Source organism: Peribacillus sp. NPDC094092 (assembly GCF_050279365.1).
Classification (GTDB): Bacteria; Bacillota; Bacilli; order Bacillales; family DSM-1321; genus Peribacillus.
Genome location: NZ_JBNNUC010000002.1, coordinates 242,405 through 263,378, shown reverse-complemented (window position 1 = coordinate 263,378; position 20,974 = coordinate 242,405). Strand labels below are relative to the sequence as shown.

At 39.7% G+C, this 20,974-nt stretch carries 24 protein-coding genes; 7 read left to right on the top strand and 17 right to left on the bottom strand.

Annotation, left to right across the window (positions count from 1 at the left end; all coding sequences use genetic code 11):
• Positions 1 to 48: 48 nt before the first annotated feature.
• Positions 49 to 579 carry an N-acetyltransferase family protein gene (locus ACQKNS_RS10245; protein WP_427642598.1) on the top strand — a complete coding sequence of 177 codons (531 nt, stop codon included), beginning with the start codon at positions 49 to 51 and terminating at the stop codon, positions 577 to 579.
• 67 nt (positions 580 to 646) lie between these two features.
• Here ACQKNS_RS10245 and ACQKNS_RS10240 read toward each other — a convergent pair whose 3' ends face one another.
• Positions 647 to 1,063: a VOC family protein gene (locus ACQKNS_RS10240; protein ID WP_427642597.1), complete on the bottom strand. Its 417-nt coding sequence runs from the start codon at positions 1,061 to 1,063 to the stop codon at positions 647 to 649.
• 558 nt (positions 1,064 to 1,621) lie between these two features.
• Between ACQKNS_RS10240 and ACQKNS_RS10235 the strand changes: the two genes are divergently transcribed.
• Positions 1,622 to 2,188, top strand: a complete 567-nt coding sequence (locus tag ACQKNS_RS10235; protein ID WP_427642595.1) for a hypothetical protein — start codon at positions 1,622 to 1,624, stop codon at positions 2,186 to 2,188.
• Positions 2,189 to 2,286: 98 nt separating this feature from the next.
• Here ACQKNS_RS10235 and ACQKNS_RS10230 read toward each other — a convergent pair whose 3' ends face one another.
• The 3 genes from ACQKNS_RS10230 to ACQKNS_RS10220 all read right to left on the bottom strand — a co-directional run bounded on the left by ACQKNS_RS10230 (position 2,287) and on the right by ACQKNS_RS10220 (position 4,253).
• A complete protein-coding gene (locus tag ACQKNS_RS10230) occupies positions 2,287 to 2,778 on the bottom strand; it encodes a PTS sugar transporter subunit IIA (protein WP_427642594.1) in 492 nt (163 codons plus the stop codon).
• Positions 2,779 to 2,850: 72 nt separating this feature from the next.
• Positions 2,851 to 3,240 carry an iron chaperone gene (locus tag ACQKNS_RS10225; protein ID WP_427642592.1) on the bottom strand — a complete coding sequence of 130 codons (390 nt, stop codon included), beginning with the start codon at positions 3,238 to 3,240 and terminating at the stop codon, positions 2,851 to 2,853.
• Between the two features lie 242 nt (positions 3,241 to 3,482).
• Positions 3,483 to 4,253, bottom strand: coding sequence for an SDR family NAD(P)-dependent oxidoreductase (locus ACQKNS_RS10220; protein ID WP_427642591.1), 771 nt, complete (start codon positions 4,251 to 4,253; stop codon positions 3,483 to 3,485).
• A gap of 258 nt (positions 4,254 to 4,511) precedes the next feature.
• Between ACQKNS_RS10220 and ACQKNS_RS10215 the strand changes: the two genes are divergently transcribed.
• Positions 4,512 to 5,108 (top strand): TetR/AcrR family transcriptional regulator, encoded by a 597-nt coding sequence (locus ACQKNS_RS10215; RefSeq protein WP_427642590.1) that lies wholly within the window; start codon positions 4,512 to 4,514, stop codon positions 5,106 to 5,108.
• A gap of 45 nt (positions 5,109 to 5,153) precedes the next feature.
• Here the strand turns inward: ACQKNS_RS10215 and ACQKNS_RS10210 are convergent, their stop codons facing one another.
• Positions 5,154 to 5,813 carry an alpha/beta hydrolase gene (locus ACQKNS_RS10210; RefSeq protein WP_427642588.1) on the bottom strand — a complete coding sequence of 220 codons (660 nt, stop codon included), beginning with the start codon at positions 5,811 to 5,813 and terminating at the stop codon, positions 5,154 to 5,156.
• A gap of 197 nt (positions 5,814 to 6,010) precedes the next feature.
• On the opposite strand from ACQKNS_RS10210, the gene blaOXA reads away from it, so the two are divergent.
• Positions 6,011 to 6,802 (top strand): class D beta-lactamase, encoded by a 792-nt coding sequence (blaOXA, locus tag ACQKNS_RS10205; protein WP_427642587.1) that lies wholly within the window; start codon positions 6,011 to 6,013, stop codon positions 6,800 to 6,802.
• A gap of 141 nt (positions 6,803 to 6,943) precedes the next feature.
• On the opposite strand, the gene ACQKNS_RS10200 is transcribed toward blaOXA, so the two are convergent.
• From ACQKNS_RS10200 to ppsA, 6 genes are all read right to left on the bottom strand, one after another.
• Positions 6,944 to 8,701 carry a SulP family inorganic anion transporter gene (locus tag ACQKNS_RS10200; RefSeq protein ID WP_427642586.1) on the bottom strand — a complete coding sequence of 586 codons (1,758 nt, stop codon included), beginning with the start codon at positions 8,699 to 8,701 and terminating at the stop codon, positions 6,944 to 6,946.
• A complete protein-coding gene (locus ACQKNS_RS10195) occupies positions 8,698 to 9,306 on the bottom strand; it encodes a beta-class carbonic anhydrase (RefSeq protein WP_427642584.1) in 609 nt (202 codons plus the stop codon). The genes ACQKNS_RS10200 and ACQKNS_RS10195 overlap by 4 nt, the downstream gene beginning before the upstream one ends.
• A gap of 299 nt (positions 9,307 to 9,605) precedes the next feature.
• Entirely contained in the window at positions 9,606 to 10,340 is a 735-nt protein-coding gene (locus ACQKNS_RS10190) for a PepSY domain-containing protein (RefSeq protein ID WP_427642582.1), read from the bottom strand.
• A gap of 80 nt (positions 10,341 to 10,420) precedes the next feature.
• Entirely contained in the window at positions 10,421 to 11,764 is a 1,344-nt protein-coding gene (locus ACQKNS_RS10185) for an ATP-binding protein (RefSeq protein WP_427642581.1), read from the bottom strand.
• Positions 11,761 to 12,462, bottom strand: a complete 702-nt coding sequence (locus ACQKNS_RS10180) for a response regulator transcription factor (RefSeq protein ID WP_427642579.1) — start codon at positions 12,460 to 12,462, stop codon at positions 11,761 to 11,763. Before ACQKNS_RS10180 ends, ACQKNS_RS10185 begins: the two co-directional genes overlap by 4 nt.
• A gap of 339 nt (positions 12,463 to 12,801) precedes the next feature.
• On the bottom strand, positions 12,802 to 15,417 hold the full coding sequence (gene ppsA / locus ACQKNS_RS10175; protein WP_427642577.1) for a phosphoenolpyruvate synthase: 2,616 nt from the start codon (positions 15,415 to 15,417) through the stop codon (positions 12,802 to 12,804).
• A 622-nt stretch (positions 15,418 to 16,039) separates the two neighbouring features.
• Here ppsA and ACQKNS_RS10170 point away from each other — a divergent pair.
• Positions 16,040 to 16,444, top strand: coding sequence for a VOC family protein (locus ACQKNS_RS10170; protein ID WP_427642575.1), 405 nt, complete (start codon positions 16,040 to 16,042; stop codon positions 16,442 to 16,444).
• A gap of 423 nt (positions 16,445 to 16,867) precedes the next feature.
• Here the strand turns inward: ACQKNS_RS10170 and ACQKNS_RS10165 are convergent, their stop codons facing one another.
• The 5 genes from ACQKNS_RS10165 to ACQKNS_RS10145 all read right to left on the bottom strand — a co-directional run bounded on the left by ACQKNS_RS10165 (position 16,868) and on the right by ACQKNS_RS10145 (position 19,078).
• Positions 16,868 to 17,152 carry a hypothetical protein gene (locus ACQKNS_RS10165; protein ID WP_427642573.1) on the bottom strand — a complete coding sequence of 95 codons (285 nt, stop codon included), beginning with the start codon at positions 17,150 to 17,152 and terminating at the stop codon, positions 16,868 to 16,870.
• Positions 17,137 to 17,304 carry a hypothetical protein gene (locus tag ACQKNS_RS10160; RefSeq protein WP_427642571.1) on the bottom strand — a complete coding sequence of 56 codons (168 nt, stop codon included), beginning with the start codon at positions 17,302 to 17,304 and terminating at the stop codon, positions 17,137 to 17,139. Before ACQKNS_RS10160 ends, ACQKNS_RS10165 begins: the two co-directional genes overlap by 16 nt.
• 68 nt (positions 17,305 to 17,372) lie before the next feature.
• Positions 17,373 to 17,588 (bottom strand): alanine--tRNA ligase-related protein, encoded by a 216-nt coding sequence (locus ACQKNS_RS10155; protein ID WP_427642569.1) that lies wholly within the window; start codon positions 17,586 to 17,588, stop codon positions 17,373 to 17,375.
• The gene (locus tag ACQKNS_RS10150; RefSeq protein WP_427642568.1) at positions 17,557 to 18,633 is read right to left on the bottom strand and encodes a threonine aldolase family protein; all 1,077 of its coding nucleotides are present in this window, start codon (positions 18,631 to 18,633) and stop codon (positions 17,557 to 17,559) included. Before ACQKNS_RS10150 ends, ACQKNS_RS10155 begins: the two co-directional genes overlap by 32 nt.
• A 1-nt stretch (position 18,634) precedes the next feature.
• The gene (locus tag ACQKNS_RS10145; RefSeq protein WP_427642567.1) at positions 18,635 to 19,078 is read right to left on the bottom strand and encodes a MarR family winged helix-turn-helix transcriptional regulator; all 444 of its coding nucleotides are present in this window, start codon (positions 19,076 to 19,078) and stop codon (positions 18,635 to 18,637) included.
• A 362-nt stretch (positions 19,079 to 19,440) separates the two neighbouring features.
• Between ACQKNS_RS10145 and ACQKNS_RS10140 the strand changes: the two genes are divergently transcribed.
• Complete coding sequence (locus ACQKNS_RS10140) at positions 19,441 to 19,656, top strand: hypothetical protein (RefSeq protein WP_427642565.1); 216 nt, start codon at positions 19,441 to 19,443, stop codon at positions 19,654 to 19,656.
• 491 nt (positions 19,657 to 20,147) lie between these two features.
• Positions 20,148 to 20,522, top strand: coding sequence for a DUF4183 domain-containing protein (locus ACQKNS_RS10135; RefSeq protein WP_427642563.1), 375 nt, complete (start codon positions 20,148 to 20,150; stop codon positions 20,520 to 20,522).
• A gap of 94 nt (positions 20,523 to 20,616) precedes the next feature.
• Here ACQKNS_RS10135 and ACQKNS_RS10130 read toward each other — a convergent pair whose 3' ends face one another.
• Positions 20,617 to 20,901 (bottom strand): DUF4183 domain-containing protein, encoded by a 285-nt coding sequence (locus ACQKNS_RS10130; RefSeq protein WP_427642562.1) that lies wholly within the window; start codon positions 20,899 to 20,901, stop codon positions 20,617 to 20,619.
• Positions 20,902 to 20,974: the final 73 nt, after the last annotated feature.

Genomic DNA, 20,974 nt, shown 5'->3' with positions numbered 1-20,974 from the left:
GTAAAAAATGATTAGAAGTATAGCAAACTTAAAAAAGGAGGAATCAATATGCTAATAAGAGAGGCAACGATGACTGATGCCGAAGGAATAGCAATAGTCCATGTGGATTGCTGGAGAACCACTTATAAAGATATAATGCCAGGTGATCTTTTAGATAATCTGTCCTATGGGCAAAGGAAAGAATTGTGGAAAAAGAATATATCCAGTGATGAAAATCATGTTTATGTTGCTGAAAATAACGAGGGAAAAATAGTAGGATTTATAAGTGGCGGGAAAAGGGAAAAAAATAAAGTTGAGGATTCGGGTGATTTAACTGCGATATATATCCTCGAAAATTTTCAAAGAATGGGGATAGGCAAGAAACTCATCAAAGAATTATTTTTTAAATTCAAGGAACTGGGATTTAAGAATATTTTCGTTGAGGTGCTTGAAGATAATAAATCCCGATACTTTTATGAGGCATTTGGTGCTGAATTGCTTAAAACCGAAAAAATCAAAATGGCTGGCGCTGAATTGAATCTATTGGTTTATGAGTGGAAAGACATTAGCCCTGTATTGTTACGAATGAGCTCCAGATAAGATCACTTACTTAACACTTCAAATGCAAGACACAGTCCTTCACGAAGGATTGTGCCTTGCATTTGATTTAATTTTGATTGAATCCGCTTTCGTCCATGTAAAATACTTCCCAAGAATGTCCGTCGATATCAAGGAAACTCCAACCATACATGAAGCCATGATCAATGGCTTCATTGAAAGGCTTTCCGCCAGCATCCAGTGCCCTATTCACGATCTCATCGACTTCTTCCTTACTTTTAACGGACAGGGCGACGATGGCTTCCGTACTAGCTGCAGGATCCGGGATTTCCTTCTTGGTAAACGTTTTAAAGTACTCTTCCACCAATAACATGACATATATGGACTCGCTGATAACCATGCATGTTGCATTTTCATTGGTCATTTGCTCGTTAAATTCAAAGCCGACCTTTGTGAAAAATTCTACTGAGGCATCCAAATCTTTAATAGGCAAGTTTACAAAAATCTTTTCTGCTTGAACTCCCATCCCATTCACCCTCGCTTGATTTATTTGTTCACTCACCTATTATTCGCTGCATTTTTCGATTATCCTGCTTGCAGCAGTCATTGCAATCACTTTGTAATGGATACAACCTTAGCCATGAGGAACAAATGATTATCTCAAATATTAAGCAGGATGAATCGATTTTAAAACATTCCGGGAGTGTACCTTGTAAACTTTCAAATGTATTTGCCTCTTCCCTTGTTGCTTCTTCAGACTGCCGCCTTTTGCATATTATACGAGATGGTTTCAAAACTAAAACACACATTTTCTTTTTTGAAATGAAAACGATATTGTTCCATGTTTTACTAAAATTACATACTTTCAAGGGGGTAAGCATATGAAAAACTGTATGAAAACGTGAAATATCCGGAACATTTCTTTACCGGGATTCAGCCCAATCATTTCGTCCTCCGATAGCTAACCAACCGCTCGAAGCATCACCTATTATGCAAGTAAGAGCACTCCTCGTTTTACAAATGCACACAGTTCAAAAACAGATGGGAAACGACAACTTTACCGTATGGGATAGGTGGTTCATAGATGGTTACCATTCAAACATATATATCAAAAAGCAGTTATGATGCCATGGTTAATAAACATTTATTAGCTAACGGGGATTTTATCCCAATCCATCACTCAAGTGCTAAGCAGGTGGGGAACCAGCAGTTATTTACTTCAAAAGGAACTTCCTTATTTGGCACGGTCATTATATCTTATCAAGATCAATTTCTCTCGAGCTTTTATGATTGGGATGATGTGGATGGTATTTGGTTTTCCATTTTACAGACAATGTATGATTGTTTAAATACCGGTATTGGCAACAGCGGTTTTTCCGAACGCTCTATGGAGTGGCAAATGAAAAAGCTATTGGAAAAAAATCCAGCCATATCATTTACATGGCACCATGGTTTCGCAAGCAAGGAATGGAGTGATACTCCAATTAAATCCACACTAAGATTCCCTGAAAATTTGCTAGTAAATAAAATAATAGAAAAGGGAACTAAGTACTTAACATTCAGAAATGCCCTATATGATAGCGGTCCAAGCCAAAATATTAACCAGTTAATTAACGATCTTAAATCAATTGGAATCGTTCACCCGTTCTAAGTGAAGCCAAAGTAAAAACAGTCCTTGCCGGCATTCGCCAGCAAGGACTGTTTTTCTACTATACTAGAGGCATTAAACTTCAATAAACAGCATTTCTTTTACTTCAAATAAATACTCATAATCTCCGTTTCCTTACTATTCGCTTGAGTACTATTCGTTTTTTCCAGTTTTTCAACTAGCTCGCCATTCGTGATAACAATCGGAGTTACGATGCTTGGGGCTTTGGATTTTATAAAATCGATATCAAATGTTACAAGCTTGTCTCCTGCTTTTACATGTTGACCTTCTGTGACATGGGCTTCAAATCCCTCACCATTAAGGTTAACTGTTTCCAATCCAATATGAATCAACAATTCAATGCCATGCTTTGTACGGAGGCCTAGAGCATGTTTGGTATGAAAAACCTGGATGACTTCAGCATCTATTGGAGATACGACCAAGCCCTCCTCAGGAAGAATCGCTATTCCGTCCCCCATCATTTTACCGGAAAACACCGGATCCGGAACATCTTCAATATTTATTACTTGTCCATTAATAGGAGCAAGCAGCTTTTCCACACTTTCTTTTTTACTGAATAATTTTTTGAACATATTGTTTCCACCCTTCTCTATCGTCTTGAATCTAAATGTTAAATATTTAGTGAATTCCGATAATAGTTTCTGTTATTTTTTCTTATTCCATTTCCCTTCCGCTTTCTTCTTTTTGTTTTCTTCCACTCTAAATATAACCATATCGGTTATTAATTCATAAGGAATTGGCTTGTTCAGCGGAAACTGGACGGCACCCTTTGAACATTTATATTCAGATAATGCAGCTTCAAAAGCAGTGATGGCGCTTGGAGTTGGATAAAAACCTATATGTTTTTTATAGGCAGCGAAATGTACCAGGTTTCCATATAAAACAAAGGTAGGCATTTGATAGCTTATCTTTTCTTCTGCATCCGGTGCTGCATCCTTTATGACTTTTCTTAATGTTAGCAGTCTCTCCTGAACTTCTTCGGGAAATTGTATAATGTATTCATCAATTGAATGAAATGTATTGGTTCCTTCCATGATTTCTCCTTTCATAAAACCAACTACAATACCTTTATTATAACATTTCCCCCCACCACTATCATGTTCCGTTACCCTTAAGGAACGTGCTCCAAACGGAACCCGGGCTATCGCCTTGGATACTAATCAATAAAAGCTGGAAGTGTCATAATTAACGAGCCGGCTGCTTAGATGGACATATTGCATGTGAATGACAAAACCCCCGAATTCGAGTGAATTCAGGGGTTTTGGATTTTTTGTCATTAACGGCTCGTGTAACCTGCATCGACGTGCAAGGTTGTGCCCGTTACATAAGAGGATTGGTCTGAAGCTAACCATAAGCTAGCCTGTGCGACTTCCCTTCCTTGCCCGAACCGGTTCAACAGGCTAAGCTGCGGCGCGTATTCTTCTTCGGTGAAACCAAACTGTTCCAATGCTCCACGCAACATCGGAGTATCAATGGCACCAGGGGCCACGGAGTTAACACGGATGTTTTTGTCTCCATTTTCTAGTGCAGCAACTTTCGTCATTCCGACAACTCCGTGCTTTGCCGCGACATAGGCCACATTATCCGGCTGAGGACGGAAGCCGCTGACGGATGAAATATTGATGATCGATCCACCGTTGCCTTGCTTAATCATCTGTTGCAGTTCATATTTCAAGCATAGTGCTGTTCCTTTAAGATCTATTGCCATGAGCTTGTCCCAATAATCTTCATCAAACTCGGCTACTGGTTTGTCATCGGGTGTCAGGGCTGCATTATTGACCGCAACATCCAGCCTTCCATATTTCGCAACAGTTGCATCGACTAGTGCTTGTACCTGTTCCGTTTTGGAAATATCGACCTTTTGGAAAAATGCGATTCCGCCGTTGGCCTCAATTTCCGAAACTGCCTGCTTACCTTTTTCTTCGTTAAGGTCAGCTACCACCACTTTGGCACCTGCTTCTGCAAATAGTTTAGCCGTTTCAAGACCCATGCCCATTGCGGCTCCTGTTACGATTGCCACCTTATCTTGTAATACTGGAAATGTCATTCCAATCACTCTTCCTTTCCGTATCTTAGAGTAGCGTGTACTTTCATCCAAACCGGGATTCAGGTGATTTATCGCACCTAACCTTCCCTTTATCATGGACTTTATCCAAATTAGAAACTATCTCGACATTGAGATATCATGAAACAATTAAAGTATAAAATGTTTATGAAAGGGCTTCAATATGCAATACTATAAGAAATGTACGATACCCGACAGATTCATCTTTTTTGTTCATTAAAAATTCGGAAGGGGTATTCCATGTCCATTCAGCATCCAGATAGACGAGTAAGAAGAACAAAAGAGAGCTTTAAAGCGGCTTTATTATCTTTGATGGAAGAAAAAAACTTCCATAATATTACCATTACTGAAATCGTGAATATGGCGAATTATAATCGAGGAACATTCTACTCCCATTACGATCAAAAGGAAGATTTATTAGATGAAATAATCGGGGAGATGTTCGAAAAATTGAATGAGGCTTACCGTAAACCTTATCGCGGTTTATCAGTCGTCGAATTCAATAACTTACCATCAAAATCAATTGTATTATTTCATCATTTCTTAGAAAACAAAAGATTTTATAAAGTGATGTTAAACCCAGGAACTGCCTATAACTTCCGTGAAAAAATGACAAACAAATTAGCTGAATTATTCAGGGAAGACTATAAATACTCGACTGAGGTAAATCCGAATATTGATATTGACTTATTTAGCACATACCGGATCCATGGCATCATTGGATTGATAATAGAATGGATTGACAATGATTTCGAACAATCACCTGCGTATATGGGCGACCAGCTTATTCAAATATTGAATTTTCACACACCGAAATTCTATCTAAAAGACCGCTGACCCCCACATAGCTTTTGTTGTTTTCCCTTGCCTTCCCCCTATCGTTTAATCGCGGTTGTCCGATCCCTTTATAAACTCTTCCATTCTATTCATTACACCTTCCAGCATGGCAATCGACCTTGAAGTGTTCAATGGTTCAATATCCAATGAATGATTTGCATGCGGGATTTTATCCATGCTTATGTTCGTCTTATTTTCAATTGCTTGAATTTTACCTGGAATATAATGATGGTCTTTATCCCCTATAACTATATGTGCTGAATGATTGCTGCTCAATAGCCCATCAAAAATCGAATCGAACTTCAATAGCGGCGTAAGCAAAATCATTTTGGCTTTCATAAACCGATCACTTTTCATAATTCCGTTGATGATGGGTATGGTGCCGAGTGATTTACCTAGAAACACGGTTCCATGATATTCATGGTTTTGAAGTACTTCCATTATGACGGGATTGATATCATTAACGATCACTTTTGTGATATCCACCAATGGATGCTTGAATATATCCTGGTCGTAAGCGTAATGAATATGCACGACATCATACTGATTTTGAAGCATGATCATCGTCGAATAATAGAATAACGGCTTATCATACGTGTACCCCGCACCTGAAAACATAAAACAAACGGCAGGACTTCCGTTTTCAATATATGTGTATGTAATTTCTTTTTCATTCCTATTTATTTTTCTTTGGTTAACCTCCATGATAGATTCCTCCATTCTTTCGATTGCATTATATATTCATTAGCTGCCCGCCGCATTCCTCCTTGCTCGATACTATCTAGATAGAATCCAAGAATAAGGTTTTGTTTTTTATCGGGAATAGGTATACTTTAGCTATCAACCTATTTTATGGAAATTTCCGATGATTGATCAATCCATGCCTTAAAGGAGAGTGTGTAATGAAAATCAAAACGTTATGTTTCATTCTTGTCCTGCTAGTCACTGGGTCCATGAGTACGATTCATGCAAGTGCAAACGATCAAAAGGTGAAAGAACTGCATATCGCGGAGTCTTTCGATGGTGCGGAAGGCACGATGGTACTCCAAAACTTAAAAAATGATAAAGTATATATCTATAATAAACAGAGAAGTAAAGTACGCTACACTCCAGAATCGACATTTAAAGTGGCGAATGCATTAATTGGCTTACAGACAAAAGCGGTGAGCGATGAATATGAAGTGAAGCGCTGGGATGGGGTAATCAGGGAATTTGCAGATTGGAACAGAGATCATACGCTCGCTTCAGCCATGAGGCATTCCGTGATCTGGTATTATCAAGCAATGGCCCGCGATATCGGGGCGGGAAACATGCAGCAATATGTGAACCTGCTCAATTACGGCAATCGTGATATCTCCGGCGGGATCGATCAGTTCTGGCTCGACAGCAGCATAAAGATTTCTGCCCTGGAACAAGTCCAATTCATCGAAAACCTTGTAGAGGAAAAACTGCCTATCGATAAACAGCATATGAGAACCGTAAAGAGAATCATGATCAATGAAGAAGCGGACTCATATGTCCTCCATGGAAAAACCGGTACACGCCTTTCTGATATGGGATTGGGCTGGTATATAGGGTACATCGAAACGGCCAAAGGCAAATGGGCCTTCGCCACCAACTTGGATGGCAGCGGAAGCAAAGCCAAAACGATTACACTTGATGCCCTGAAAGAGTTGGCTATCATTAAAGAATAATCGTTCACGCATGCTCAAAATTCTTGGGCATGCGTTTTGCTTTGTCTTAAAGGATCTGATGAACCATGGGTTATAGGCAGGCTTTATATCAAAGAAAAAGAGCATCTGCCAAAAGCAGATGCCTCATCTTCCTGACAGAAGTCATGTTAAACCAATCTCCCGTTTTCTTTTCTGTTTTAATAACGCAGGCTTTTGGACTTGCTGAGAAAGTGCGGTACATTCAGCAAAAGAGAACTGTTTACATCCTTTACAACGGTTCTCGTCCAGTTTGGATAAAGCTTCATTAATGGCATCACCCGTACTGGAAAAGAATTGTTCTTCACCTACCAGTTTAATGAATCCCGTTTTTTTCAGCATTTCTTTTGGTTCCTGTTGAATCCCGGAAATCAACACTTGTAGATGATGAGACTTGAATTGCTTCACGATTTCGGTGAGAAGGGCTTCTCCCGATGTATCGATAAATGGCACATTGCTCATTCTTAATAGGAGGACTTTAGGTTTTGAACGCATTATTTCTTCGATTTCCTCTTGCAGCCTTTCGATCGAACCAAAGAATAATGGTCCTTCTATCGTATATATGTTAATCTGCGGACAGCTTGAACCTTGCTGCACCATTTCTGGTTTCACTAGTTTATCAGCTGGATCTGGTAATACCTTCGATAATTTCAATGTACCGCTCATCAGTTTAACGAAAGATAGAATCGCTAATAGCAATCCGATCCCGACACCTGTTGTCAAGTCAATCAATACGGTTAACATGAAGGTAACGATCAATACGATCGAGTCCATCGTTTTTGCTTTTAAGATATGCGAAAATTCCTTTCTTTCGCTCATGTTCCATGCGACAAACATGAGAATGGGGGCCATGCTGGCCAATGGGATCGCCGAAGCATAAGGGGCCAGCGAGACCAACACGAGCAATACCACCAGCCCATGAACCACACCTGATATAGGGGAAACTGCACCGTTTTTAATATTCGTTGCGGTACGCGCGATGGCACCTGTAGCTGGAATGCCGCCAAATAAAGGCGTAATCATATTGGTCAAGCCTTGCCCCATCAGCTCTTTATTGCTGTTATGTTTACTGTTGGTCATGCCGTCTGCCACTACGGCTGATAATAGTGATTCAATTCCTCCAAGCATGGCAATGACTAAAGCAGCCGGAAGGAGTTCAATCACTAGGCCGCCAGTGATTTGGGGAAACTGAAAATGGGGCAATGCATTAGGAATGGCGCCATAGGCCGAGCCGATGGTCGCTACCTGACCTGGAAAGAATAAGCTGGCTGCTAGGGTTGATACAATCAATCCCAGCAATGCTCCAGGGATTTTCGGTACGTATTTAGGAGTCAGTATGACGAGAGTTAAACTAATGACAGCAACCAGTACACTATAGACATTCACTGTATGGAAGTTCAATATGATTTCTTTCATATTTAAAAGGAAGACTTCTTCTTTTTTTAAGTTACTGAGTCCAAAGAAATTGGCAATCTGCCCAGAGAAGATGATCACGGCAATTCCAGCGGTAAAGCCGATGGTAACTGGACGGGGTATAAACTTGATGAATCTTCCCAATTTGAAAACACCCATAAGAAAGATCATGATGCCTGCCAGGAAACCGGCGATTAACAGTTTTTCATATCCGTACTGCATGACCACACCTAACAAGACCGGGACAAAGGCTCCAGTCGGGCCTGCAATTTGGTATTTGGATCCTCCAAAAAGGGAGACCATGATTCCCGCAATAATGGATGTGTACAGTCCGTACTCCGGTCTTACCCCAGATGCAATGGCAAAAGCCATCGCTAAAGGAATCGCTACAATCCCAACTACCACACCGGCAACCAGGTCTTTCTGAAAATGGCCTAAGTTATATCCTTCAAGCCTGCTAGATCCCTTCATTTTACCGCTCCTTCTTTTATATGTATTTCGTCCTTGCTGACAATGTTGCTATATCCATCTATGATTCGATCCAATTTTCCCGTTTCAGGATCGATGACCATACCGTGAACGGCAATGGAATCCGGTAATAACGGATGACTTTCGATCAAACGGACACTATTCGTTACACTCTCCTCAACACATTGAAAACCTGACAGCCACTTTGATAAATCGATACCTGAGTTTGTAAGGACATCAATATGCTCCTGACTCACTTTCTTCTGCTTTGCGGCATCAAGAAGTGAGGAGGATTGAAGTCCCACCATACCGCATCCGTGATGTCCGATCACACATACTTCCTCCACTTTCAGCTCATAAATAGCGACAAGAATACTGCGCATAATGCTGCCAAAAGGATGGGAAACAATAGCTCCAGCGTTTTTAATGATTTTCGCATCTCCATTCCTTAAACCCATCGCCTTTGGAAGCAATTCCAATAGACGGGTATCCATGCACGTTATGATGACGATCTTTTTATCCGGATACTTTGTCGTTTGAAACTCTTTATATTTGTTTTGGTCGACAAACATTTTGTTGTAATCCAGAATGCTAGAAATAACTGACATTACTTATTCTCCTTTCTCGTTGGAATATGCCGGAAATGTTCTATGTACAATTATCCAGACGCCTTCAACCAACTTATTTGACTCTGTTTATCATTTGGTGCTTTATTCCATGTTAGAGATAGTTAATTAGAGTTAAATGATAGAATGATTAGAAATTAGTGAGAATTATTACATTTTCTTCTCTTTTCTTTTGCATTTTTCTTACTCACCGCAGCCAAAAAGGGTGATGCCCATTATTAGGCATCACCCTTTTTTTATGATTTATTCCATTTACTAGATTCATATACCCTTATCACCCATTAGTTTTCAGGGCCATCATTATCATTCTCTTCATCATCTTCCCATGTGATTGTTTTTACTTCTTTTGTGTAGCCGTCAACTTGGACGACTGCGTCTCGATCATCCTCTAATTCAACTTCGATCAAATAATAAGGTGCCTGATCTGGGGGCTGATAAAATTCTGTATCATCACCTGTCCCTTTTACATGTTTTTCAGCAATCGTAATTGCTTCCTTTTCTGAAATGATACTATCTGCCACCATTTTCGAGTCAACAATAGCCCCAGTATATGGGTCGAGTATTAATGTGATTTTTTCGTCATTCTTATTTACCACTGCTTTATAAAAGGGATTGTCCTTCTCCTGCACAAAATCAATTTGTTCCAGATCACCTTGTGAGGAAATACGTGCCATTATTTCTTTTTGGGTCAGTTGCTTTTGCGGGATGTTTTCCGTCTCTTCAGCTGCATGAACAATGGATTCTTTTTTTAAAGAACGAACTTCACCGTTTTTCGCATCCATCCTGATTTGATACACCCCGGTTTCAAGCTGCATTTCAATCCGATATTCTTCACCTTCACTTTTCGTTGTCTTTAAAATGGTTCCAGGGTATTTTTCCTGTGCAGTCTGGTTCACTTCTTCTTTCGTCAAGCTTTCCGCGGATAATGATGGAGCCCACCATTGAAATCCGACGAATAATAACAGAACGAAAACGAGAGTTGATCCAGCTGTTATCAGCATTTTTCCACTCTTCATCGTATCCCCCATCCAACGTCCTTCTGACTTTATTCATCTTGATGAAATGATAACTATATAAGAATTCACTATTTAAAGACTTAACTAAATAAAAGAGTGACGCTCGTTCCCCTGCCTTCGAGACTATCCATTTCAATCCGGACATCGATGGCATCAGCAATTTCCTTTGCCATGGAAAGCCCCAATCCTGATCCGCCTTGCTTTCGGCTTCTTGCTTTATCTACACGATAAAAGCGATCGAACACTTTTGGCAATTCAGCCTTTGGAATTCCATCCCCTCTGTCTTCGATGCGGATATATGCTTCATCACTTGTTTGCCCTATGTAGACTGAGATATGCTCGTCACTATACTTTCTTGCATTGTCTAAAAAAATGAACAAAAGCTGTTTTAATTTTTGAATGTCCGTTATTGCTTTAATTGCATCGCCGCTATAAATTTCCACTGTTCGATTGTACGCATTTTTATACACTTTCGCTAACTCTGCAATGATGTCGTTCAGAATGATGGTTTCTTTCTCTATATTCCATTTTTCCTGATGCTTTGCAAGCAGGAGCATCTCCTCTGTCATCTCTCTCATTCTTATGGCTTCAGAATGGATGGCCTCTATGGATTCAGCAAATAAATCAGGGCGCTCCAACCCTTTTCTCTTCAAAAGACTTGCATAGCTTTCGATGACAGTGAGCGGTGTTTTTAATTCATGTGAAGCATTCGATACGAATTGCTCCTGTTTTTCGAAGTTGGCTTGCAGCAAATCGATCATGTGATTAAAGGTTTTCCCCATTTCCACAAGTTCATCTTTTGATTTTTCCTCTAGGCCCAGCCGCTTAAATTGGCCGCTTGTTTGAATCTCCTTCATCGTATCAATCATCGATCGAATCGGTCGGGCGATGAAGTTACTAAGAATGGTGCTTGAAATCAGAACGGGTATCATGGCAATGACCGTTACAGCGATTAATACGATGCGCAGGACGGCGAGCATTTCTTCGGTTGCCGTCATGCTTTTGGTGATTTGCAGATTGACTACACTTCCATCCCCCCAAACGATCGGGTTTGAAACGAATACATACTTTTTCTGATGATAAGTGATGATCGCGCTCTCCTCACCCTGATAAAAGCTGCTATCTCGATTGCTTAATTGTTTTTCAGAATCAGATGTAACGACCGTTCCTTTTCGTTGTCCTCCGTTTACAATACCGATCATGCCATCTATAGGCAGATAGGCCCGAAGTAAATCATTTGGTGTAATATCATTAACATTTTTACTAACATCAAAGGCAATTTTCTTTGTCTCCGCCTTCGCACGATTGAGTTCATTCACCATCATCAGATGACTGAATACAAAATAAATCGAAACATTCATTAATAGGAGGAGGAAAATGAATAACACCGCTGTATATAAATTTATTTTCTTCCGAATTCTCATTTTGCATCCTTCATGACGTAGCCAACGCCTCTTACAGTATGGATAAGCGGCGTATCAAAGCCATATTCGAGTTTTTTGCGTACATACCGGATATATACATCCACCACGTTTGTTTCTCCATAGAAATCATACCCCCAAACCGCTTCCAGAATTTGATCCCGGTTCAGCACTTGACGCTTATTCTTCAGTAAATAAAGAAGTAAATCATACTCTTTGGGCGTTAGGTCAATTTGACTTTCACCTCTAATGACTTCGCGTGTTTTGACATTCACCATTAAATCAGCGGTATTGAGCCATCCATCGTCTTCATCTTCCAGTGAAGTTACAGCGGTCCGCATTCTTAACACTGCACGAATTCGGGCAAGCAATTCCTCAATTTGGAAAGGTTTAGTGATGTAGTCATTCGCGCCGAGATCAAGACCGGAAACTTTATCTTCAACCGAGCCTTTTGCAGTTAACAGGATGACTGGTGTGGAATTGTTTTTCATGCGAATTTTCCGAAGCAGCTCGATCCCGCTTATGCCCGGAAGCATCACATCCAATAAGATTAAATCCCATTTTCCTGATCGATACGCTTCAAGGGCTTCATTTCCGTCCATTGCCTTTCCGATTTGGTAGCCTTCGATTTCAAGCTCCAATTCAAGCAGTCTCAAGATTTTTTCTTCGTCTTCCACGATTAGTATTGATTCTTCACCCATTTGTATTGCCTCCTATGAAGGGGTTGTTTATGTGGACTGTTCCTATTTATGTATTCTGTGAAACAAAGATACTACAGTTGGAATACTAAGGAAATAGGGTATTATAACGAGTTAATAGGGCCCAATACCAGAGGCTGTCGTGAGTACATGGAAACAATTTTTCTCGGAATGATTCCCCGCCAACCGAATGAAATAGCATCACTTGAATGGATAACCGCTCATTTACGACGTTATTAAAATCCCACTATAAAAAAGCCCCATATCCCGTTGTTGCAAGCGGGATATGGGGCTTTGGGTACTACGTGAAAGCGAATGGTCTTCTTATTTAAATGTAATGAATTATATCATTTCGATATACCCTTCTGTTCCATGCACGCGGATCCGTTGCCCGTCTCTTATGATCTTGGTGGCATTTTCAACCCCGACAACCGCCGGTAAGCCATATTCACGTGCGATAACTGCTCCATGGGTCATCAGTCCGCCAACCTCGGTAACTAAACCTTTTATGGATACAAACAATGGTGTCCAGCTAGGGTCGGTAAAGGGGGTGACCAATATATCTCCCTCTTCTAGATCAGCATCTTCCATATTTAAGATGACACGCGCACGTCCCTCGATAACTCCGGAAGAAACGGGTAGACCTGCAATAGCTTCGGCTGGGAGATTTTCTCGTTTATACTCCCCTGCAATGATTTCACCATCAGACGTGATAACACGTGGCGGAGTTAGTTTTTCATATAATTTGTACTCTTCTTTTCGTTTGCTGATGATCTGGTAATCCAATTTATCGGTGCGTATGACTTCGTGAAGTTCTTCAAAAGTGAGGTAGTATATATCTTCTTTTTCATGAATGACTTTCGTTTGTACGAGCTGTTCGGCTTCTTTCATCAAAGCCTGCTTATAAACGAAGTAGCGATTAACCATGCCGTATTTTGGATATTCCCGATAACCGATGAAATTCCGGATTAGGCTGATCATTCGTTTTGTTTCTTTGGCTTTTTGTTCACCATCCGGTAATTGCTTCAATCGATCTAATAACTCTTGTTCTTTTTCCAAAGCTTCCTGTCGCCCTTGCTCAAATTTCCGATTGCTGGCATTAGGTTCAAAGTTTTTGATATTACTGAGAATCATAGGGATGAGTGTGGTTGGTTTTTCGCTCCAACGAGTTTTAGTAATATCGATTTCCCCGGTACATCGCATTCCGTATTTGCGGAGATAATCATAGATAGCGTCTTGGGTTTCCTGTCCACCATCATACTTAACCAGTTCATCCAAAAAGGTATCATCTTTTACATGTTGTAAATAATCAATGACTTCAGGATAAGGCCTAATCACATCTGCGAGCTCCAATAGCGCCAGACCCATTTCCGAAGTAATATTGTTTGGTACAGACTGTGAAAGCGTATCTGCAGCGTTTTTTTCATCTAACCATTCGTTCATATTTTCATTGATCCATGATGAAGCATCCATAGCAGCCATGAACACGGCTGAACTTTGTGGGTCAAATAAAATCTTCTTCAATATCTGGATATCTTCCAGAATGAAATCAAATAATTCCGATCCTGATTTCGTTTGGATGTTTTGTTTTAACTCTTCTATCGATGTTTGACTGCCCTTGATCAAATCAGAAACGATGGTCGGGTCATTTTCGATTTGTGCCCTAGAACCCGCAGACGACACATTTTTATTGCTTTTACCGGAACTCTGTTCTTTCTTATCATTTGGTAAAAATTTTATGAAATCTCCTCGCTCTATAATGGTCATGAGTGCGTCTTTCATGAGCGGATCGTGTTGTCCCATGCCATCTAATAGCATTTTCCCGCTGTCAGGTGAAGCCAGCATATGTGTGACATCAACAAACAACCTTCCCCCAGCTTTACGCATGGGTGCATTAGTCGTTAACAGGAAAAAAGACAATCCCAGCGGTTTCATGGCATCGGTCATCATTTGTTGATGGCCGACAGATACGTAAACGTGATTTTCTTGATCATTCGCTTCAGGAATCGGGTATAAAGTAGTGATCGGCCGACTCTGGACAATATAAAATGTATCATCAGCCAAACACCATTCGATATCTTGCGGACAGCCAAAATAAGCTTCGATCTGCCTCCCTGTGCGTGCCAGTTGTAAAATTTGTTGTTCAGTAAGCGTTTGAGTCTTTTGCTGCTCGGGATCGATCTGCCGGGTCTCCGTTCCGCCTTCTTTTAGTCCATGGATAGCCAATTTTTTGGTCGCTATCATCTTATCGATGATTTCATCTTCCTGAACTTTATAACAATCCGCAGATACCAAGCCAGAGACCAGTGCTTCTCCAAGTCCAAAACTGGCATCGATCGATAGCAGCTTTCGGTTAGAAGTAATCGGATCAGCGGTAAATAAAATCCCTGAAGCCTGCGGGAAAACCATCCTTTGGACGATAACGGATAAATAAACGTGACTGTGGTCAAATCCATGTTGCATACGGTAGATTACCGCACGATCCGTAAACAGGGAAGCCCAGCATTTGCTGATATGCTGCATGATTGCTTCTTTGCCGATGATATTTAAATAGGTGTCTTGCTGACCCGCAAAAGAGGCATGTGGCAAATCCTCAGCAGTCGCACTAGAACGCACTGCATAAGCATGTTCATCACCAAACTTGGAGAGGCAGTGAGCAACAGCCTTCACTACATCGGAAGGAATATCTGCTTCCATGATGATTTTCCGAATCTTCCTGCTGATTTCGGAAATTTGATCTCGATCCTCTACTTTCAGCCGTGTTAGTTGATCCACCAATTCGTAGAAGCCTCCGTTTTGTTCGAGGGCTTTTTGATAACCTTCCGTTGTAACACAAAATCCTTCTGGCACTTGTATTCCTTGAATTTTCGATAATTCCCCTAAATTCGCCCCTTTTCCTCCTGCAAGCAAAAGCTGCGTTTTATCGATTTCCCGAAACTCCAGTACATATGGTTTCATTTCTTTCCCTCCCATTTATCGCTCCATACCAAGAAAAAATGTTAATCTGATCGACCAATTGCAGGGTCCGCTCGTTCTAGCTCCTGTGCTGTACATCAAACACTCCTTAAAAAAATAAAAATAGGGGTTGACTGAAAAGGATTTTATGAAGTATAATTAAAATAGGGATAATTCATACAAAAATCCTTAAATAGTGTATAACTATATAAAATTACCACAGTTTTTCTTTTTTATCAATGATTAAAGGAAGAAAAATATCACAGAACTACAAAAATGATCATGAATTCCTATATTAAAAAGCCCGATTTCTATATTAAGAAATCGGGCTTTTTTCGTTACCCCCCATTAAATTAAAAAGAACAATGAAGAAAAGACTAAAAAATGAGCGCTAATCATTCGCACGATTGCGGAAAATCATTGCTGGTCGCTTCATAGTACAATTACAGAAACCCTTTCACCATGTTGCACGAGGAGAATAAAACAATGTTATTTTTGTACATAATGATACAGGTTTACGCTTTAGAAGCTTTCACTTGAAAATAGAACTTACGTTCGGATATACTGATAAGAGGACAATCAGTTATCACAAAGGAATCCAATCTTAATTCAAAGGAGAATGAAAATGATTAAACCGTATTTAATGTTTAATAGAGAATGTGAAGAGGCTTTCAAACTTTATATTGAGGCATTTGGCGGGGAACTTATTGCGATGCAGAAATATAGTGAGCTCCCTTCAAGTCCAGACTTTCCTGTTGAAGAGAGTGATAAAGACCTTGTTCTGTACTCACAATTAAGAATAACAGAAGATGGATTTATTTTGGGTTCTGATTCAAAACGCGAATTGAATGATAGTGACAAAGTGGTTGTAAGCGTGGAGCTTAACTCTGAGGAAAAAGCCAGAAAGGCATGGGACTTATTAAAAGAAGATGGATCTATACATATGGATCTTCATGAAACATTTTTTGCGAAACTTCACGGTTCGTTGAAGGATAAGTTTGGTATTTCATGGATGTTTACTGTCAATTAAAACGATACTTGAATCCAAGGCCAAAAGACAACCCGTTATGCGACTGGTTGTTTTTTATTATTCGGCTCACAATCCTTTAAAATATACATCCCTCATTTCATTAAAAAGTTCCTCAACAATCTGGCTTTAGCTCCATAAAAAAAGAGCTGCCGATGCAACTCCCTTATTGATGCAGTATTATTCACATGATACGGACCAGTTAATTGCCAAGAAGCCCTTTTCAACGTTAGGTGTTTTATTGTTTTCAATACATGCACTTTTGGTGCTTTCAAGTGAATGAAAGTTTGAGATGATAACAATTGCAGAAAATGAAAAAACTATAAAACATAGTATCAAAGACTTTTTCCTCTTTCTATTCACGAACATCCCCCTGACCCTACACAATAGCCCGCCATATAATGAAGAAGGATTGGATAGCATAGCTTAATCCAATAGTTGAATTTTAATCCTTTTTTTCGTCGGGCCTTTTTGCTGAATTTTCATGATGGAAAAGTCTTTCATTTCATTTGTGTTGTTGACGTGGGTTCCGCCACATGCTTGCTCATCAATATCTTTTATTTGAACGATCCGAATTTCGTTAAGAGAAGCTGGAAGTAAAATAATGACCGTTTTAATGAATCCTTCCTTTTGCTCTGCCTCCGTCCTGCTAATTGTTTTCGTGTAAACATTATGGGGCTGGGCCAGGACCTTTTTTATCGATCGTTCCAAGGAAGCAAATGGGGGATTTCTTCCATTACTTCAGGAGCGAAAGACAGCTCTAATCTCGCATGATCTTTCTCAATTTGACTGCTTGTGGCTAAAGCATTGTAATGTTGGTATACATAACCTGCGATGACATGCAATAATGTGTGATACTGCATATTTCGAAACCGCCAAGACCAGTCAATCTGCATGTCTACCTTTTGATTGATATCCTGTAATGGGCGTTCTAGTTCATGAATGATTTCACCATCCATTTTTTTACAGTTACTATATTATAGGTTTCATCACCTTGTTTAATAGCCCCTCGGTCACAAGGCTGCCCACCGCCACCAGGATAAAAAATGGTTTGATCAAATACGACAAACCGGTCTTGTATCGAAACAATATTTGCCGAACATTCTTTTAGATAACTATCCTCTAAATATAACTCTATCGTGGCCATTTTTTTCTCCTTTTGTTACCTTGATATCCTCTACCAGCATTTCAACATGTTCTTTTTTCGTAGCCCAACTAGTGCAGAATCTCACAGCACTGTGTGTAGCATCGACCTTTTCCCAGAAGGAGAATGAATACTTTTTGCCTAATTCCAAAATTACATCTTCAGGCAAAATGGGAAACTGCTGATTTGATGTGGAATCATATCGTAATGAAAACCCATTTTCAACAAATGCTTCTCGTATCATCATGGACATTTCGACGGCATGATTGGAAATTTCATAGTATAAGCCATCTTCAAATAAGGTTTCAAACTGGATTCCCAATAGTCTCCCTTTAGCCAGTAATCCTCCCTTTTGCTTGATAAAATACCGGAAATCCTTTTTCAGGGCATCATTCATGATGACTGCCGCTTCACCAAACATTGCACCAACTTTCGTTCCCCCTATATAGAACACATCACATAGCCTTGCAATATCCGCCATGGTTAAATCGCTGTCTCGTGAAGCCAAACCATACCCTAATCTGGCGCCATCCAATACCAATGGCAAACCACATTCCCGGCAAACTTTACTTAATGCTTCCAATTCGGCTTTACTATAAGTCGTCCCATTTTCCGTAGGGTTAGAAATGTAAACCAAGCCTGGCTGTACCATATGCTCATGAGTAACATCATTCCAGTGAGCATCATACAATTCTTTCACTTGTTCTGCTTGAATTTTTCCATCATCACTCGGCAAGGTAAGTATTTTATGGCCAGTGGCTTCAATCGCTCCTGTTTCATGCACTGCGATATGACCGGTAATAGCAGCAACTGCACCTTGGTGCGGCCGTAAAATTGAAGCGATGATCGTTGTATTCGTTTGTGTTCCCCCTACTAAAAAGTGTATATCCGCATTCGCCGCATCACACTCTTTCCGAATGTAGGCTCTCGCTTTTTCACAGTGCTCATCCGCCCCATATCCGGGCGTTTGTTCTTCATTGGTTTCTAGTAATCGTTTCAGAATTCGCTCATGGGCACCTTCTGTATAGTCATTTTCAAAACGTATCATCCTATATTCTCCCCAAACTATCCAGTTTCTTCTGAATGAACATCATAGAAGCATGGATTTCTTTTATTTCATTTTGTGATAACCCTTGGAATAACCTCACTATTTGTTCGTCAGATCTTTCATTAAGCTGGTTAAAAAGGGTCAACCCCTCAGGAGTCAACCGAATCAGACTAGTTCTGTTATCCAAGGTCGAGTTTTCCTTCATAACCAGTCCATCTTTACTCAGCTTGTTAATTATTCTGCTCATATAGCTGCGATCAATTTCCAGCTTATCAACCAAATTGTTCGCTATACACTGCTCCATCAAACCGATTTCCAAAATTACGCGTGCCTCAGTGAAAGAATATCCGGAATCCAAAATATGCTTATCCAATACACCAAGTATATTCGTATAAAATCTATTGAATTGCCGTATATCAGCCATGGTATTTTTACTAATACTCATTCTTGACTCCCTTTTTTAGTGGACTTTATCCACTAATACTTTATTGCGATTAGTGGACTTTGTCAACATTTTTATCAATCTATGAAGAATCAATCGATAACACTAGTTTAACCCATTTCAAAAATTCACTTTTTGCTTGAACCTGATTTAGTTTTTTAGGGTGATTTCTTCTCAAGCAATTTACAACCAATTAGAAATAATTGTAAATTAGCCGTTTAAACTGCACTCCTCTATTGTTGAAAAATGGAATCCTTTGCTTCACAACTTTTAGCTATAAAATTAAAGATTATCGAACACGGGATGAGTTAAGGTGCATAAAATAGGATTGTGATATTTAACTATTTTTGAAAGGATGTAATCTTATGTATCCGCCTTACACTAACCCACACCATCTCAAACAAGAAACATTATCACAGGTTGGCCCTTGGGTACAATATGGTTTAAACGAAGCTCAAAAAACTTCTATCCCGCATGCAATGATGGAAATTGCAGCTATTGCCTATCTGATGGGTAAAGGATATGATCCAAGGATGGCGCATCAAATGGTCGAATCATGGGAAATTAATGAAATGTTTTAACTGCTGCAGCTTTAAAATAAAGATTAATCAAAATGTCCTCTTTAACCCCCATATTGTCGTAAATAAAAAAATCCATTTTGAGGTTGATCAAAATGGATTCTTTTATTGTGACCGTTTTCCTTTAGGTTAAGTACTACCCCATATTTTTCAAGTTATTCATTCCATCTAGGTTTTGGTCTTATTGTAGTTACACGGCTTATAAGCGGTCGCAGACAGCAGCTAGAAAGTGTTATGTATAAAACCGAATGGGAAAGAGATAGAAAGTAAAAAGAATGGTAGCTTGAAGATAAAAGAGCAGAAGGCCGGAAAGAGAAAATAAATGTGTACGATATGAAAATTATAAAGGCTGTAGAACCCATACCTGAACCAAAAGAAATGAATATATAAGGGTAAGGGAGATATGAACAAATACAGAGGTTTGCGAAGCATCTTATCCAAAAAGGAGGACTGAATAGCAAGTCATGACCAAGAGATTAATCGGTTATCACAGCATGTACCAGCAACAAAAGAAAACAAGATTGAATAATAATATTTGTTTATCACCAAGTCCGCCAAGAGGTTGTCCAAATATTTATCCAGTGAGGGAAAACCCAGATCCAGCCAACATATTAAAGGTAAAAACTTTTCAATATACTGCAATTTCTGACGGTATAAAAAGGATTTATACCGATCAAGATGGAGTATTAACATACGGAAGCTCCGGGATTCTCGATCCAAACAGCGTATCCTATATAAACTTATTTATAAATGGAATTTTACAGCCAAATATAAATTACACCGTGCAACAAGGAAAACTTACATTCTCTAACGAGTTACCCCTATCCGGCGCCCCTATCATTCTTCAATTTGTAATAATTTATGGATAAAGAAAAAGCGGAAAGTTTTTACGCATCCAACAAACAAAATGCCGGACAATCCTATATGGATTACCGGCATTTTTTCATTAGCAAATCATGAGTATTAGTTGACTACAACTTCAATAACGATTGGGGTTGCATCATCAAGTGTATCGCCATCCGGAATAGTTATAGTAGTAGTAGTGAGGGTTGAGGTATCAGCTGTTTGGATCTGAGCATTTATATATAAAACATAATAAGCAAATGAAGCTGGAAATGCAGTTACAGCTGCACCAGTGTCATCCGTAAAGGTTGTTGCTGGAATGGCAAACGTTGCACCTGTACCTGTACCGTCTCCTATTGTGGCAGTATACTTTCTGGATGCCATAAAAGGTTTAATTATTGGCATTTATTTCACTCCTTTCTCTATCAAATGTACGGGGTCTTTCCAGACAGTCCTTAAGAGGTTGTCCATCCCCTAT

What these genes read in the sequence shown, in the direction of transcription:
- ACQKNS_RS10240 (WP_427642597.1), bottom strand. Translation starts at nt 1,063, where the DNA reads ATGGGAGTTCAAGCAGAAAAGATTTTTGTAAACTTGCCTATTAAAGAT.
- ACQKNS_RS10235 (WP_427642595.1), top strand. Translation starts at nt 1,622, where the DNA reads ATGGTTACCATTCAAACATATATATCAAAAAGCAGTTATGATGCCATG.
- ACQKNS_RS10180 (WP_427642579.1), bottom strand. Translation starts at nt 12,462, where the DNA reads ATGGGTGAAGAATCAATACTAATCGTGGAAGACGAAGAAAAAATCTTG.
- ACQKNS_RS10195 (WP_427642584.1), bottom strand. Translation starts at nt 9,306, where the DNA reads ATGTCAGTTATTTCTAGCATTCTGGATTACAACAAAATGTTTGTCGAC.
- ACQKNS_RS10135 (WP_427642563.1), top strand. Translation starts at nt 20,148, where the DNA reads ATGTACCAGCAACAAAAGAAAACAAGATTGAATAATAATATTTGTTTA.
- ACQKNS_RS10220 (WP_427642591.1), bottom strand. Translation starts at nt 4,253, where the DNA reads ATGACATTTCCAGTATTACAAGATAAGGTGGCAATCGTAACAGGAGCC.
- ACQKNS_RS10140 (WP_427642565.1), top strand. Translation starts at nt 19,441, where the DNA reads ATGTATCCGCCTTACACTAACCCACACCATCTCAAACAAGAAACATTA.
- ACQKNS_RS10230 (WP_427642594.1), bottom strand. Translation starts at nt 2,778, where the DNA reads ATGTTCAAAAAATTATTCAGTAAAAAAGAAAGTGTGGAAAAGCTGCTT.
- ACQKNS_RS10190 (WP_427642582.1), bottom strand. Translation starts at nt 10,340, where the DNA reads ATGAAGAGTGGAAAAATGCTGATAACAGCTGGATCAACTCTCGTTTTC.
- ACQKNS_RS10155 (WP_427642569.1), bottom strand. Translation starts at nt 17,588, where the DNA reads ATGGCCACGATAGAGTTATATTTAGAGGATAGTTATCTAAAAGAATGT.
- ppsA (WP_427642577.1), bottom strand. Translation starts at nt 15,417, where the DNA reads ATGAAACCATATGTACTGGAGTTTCGGGAAATCGATAAAACGCAGCTT.
- ACQKNS_RS10145 (WP_427642567.1), bottom strand. Translation starts at nt 19,078, where the DNA reads ATGAGTATTAGTAAAAATACCATGGCTGATATACGGCAATTCAATAGA.
- ACQKNS_RS10185 (WP_427642581.1), bottom strand. Translation starts at nt 11,764, where the DNA reads ATGAGAATTCGGAAGAAAATAAATTTATATACAGCGGTGTTATTCATT.
- ACQKNS_RS10150 (WP_427642568.1), bottom strand. Translation starts at nt 18,633, where the DNA reads ATGATACGTTTTGAAAATGACTATACAGAAGGTGCCCATGAGCGAATT.
- ACQKNS_RS10210 (WP_427642588.1), bottom strand. Translation starts at nt 5,813, where the DNA reads ATGGAGGTTAACCAAAGAAAAATAAATAGGAATGAAAAAGAAATTACA.
- blaOXA (WP_427642587.1), top strand. Translation starts at nt 6,011, where the DNA reads ATGAAAATCAAAACGTTATGTTTCATTCTTGTCCTGCTAGTCACTGGG.
- ACQKNS_RS10170 (WP_427642575.1), top strand. Translation starts at nt 16,040, where the DNA reads ATGATTAAACCGTATTTAATGTTTAATAGAGAATGTGAAGAGGCTTTC.
- ACQKNS_RS10130 (WP_427642562.1), bottom strand. Translation starts at nt 20,901, where the DNA reads ATGCCAATAATTAAACCTTTTATGGCATCCAGAAAGTATACTGCCACA.
- ACQKNS_RS10160 (WP_427642571.1), bottom strand. Translation starts at nt 17,304, where the DNA reads ATGCAGTATCACACATTATTGCATGTCATCGCAGGTTATGTATACCAA.
- ACQKNS_RS10245 (WP_427642598.1), top strand. Translation starts at nt 49, where the DNA reads ATGCTAATAAGAGAGGCAACGATGACTGATGCCGAAGGAATAGCAATA.
- ACQKNS_RS10215 (WP_427642590.1), top strand. Translation starts at nt 4,512, where the DNA reads ATGTCCATTCAGCATCCAGATAGACGAGTAAGAAGAACAAAAGAGAGC.
- ACQKNS_RS10200 (WP_427642586.1), bottom strand. Translation starts at nt 8,701, where the DNA reads ATGAAGGGATCTAGCAGGCTTGAAGGATATAACTTAGGCCATTTTCAG.
- ACQKNS_RS10225 (WP_427642592.1), bottom strand. Translation starts at nt 3,240, where the DNA reads ATGGAAGGAACCAATACATTTCATTCAATTGATGAATACATTATACAA.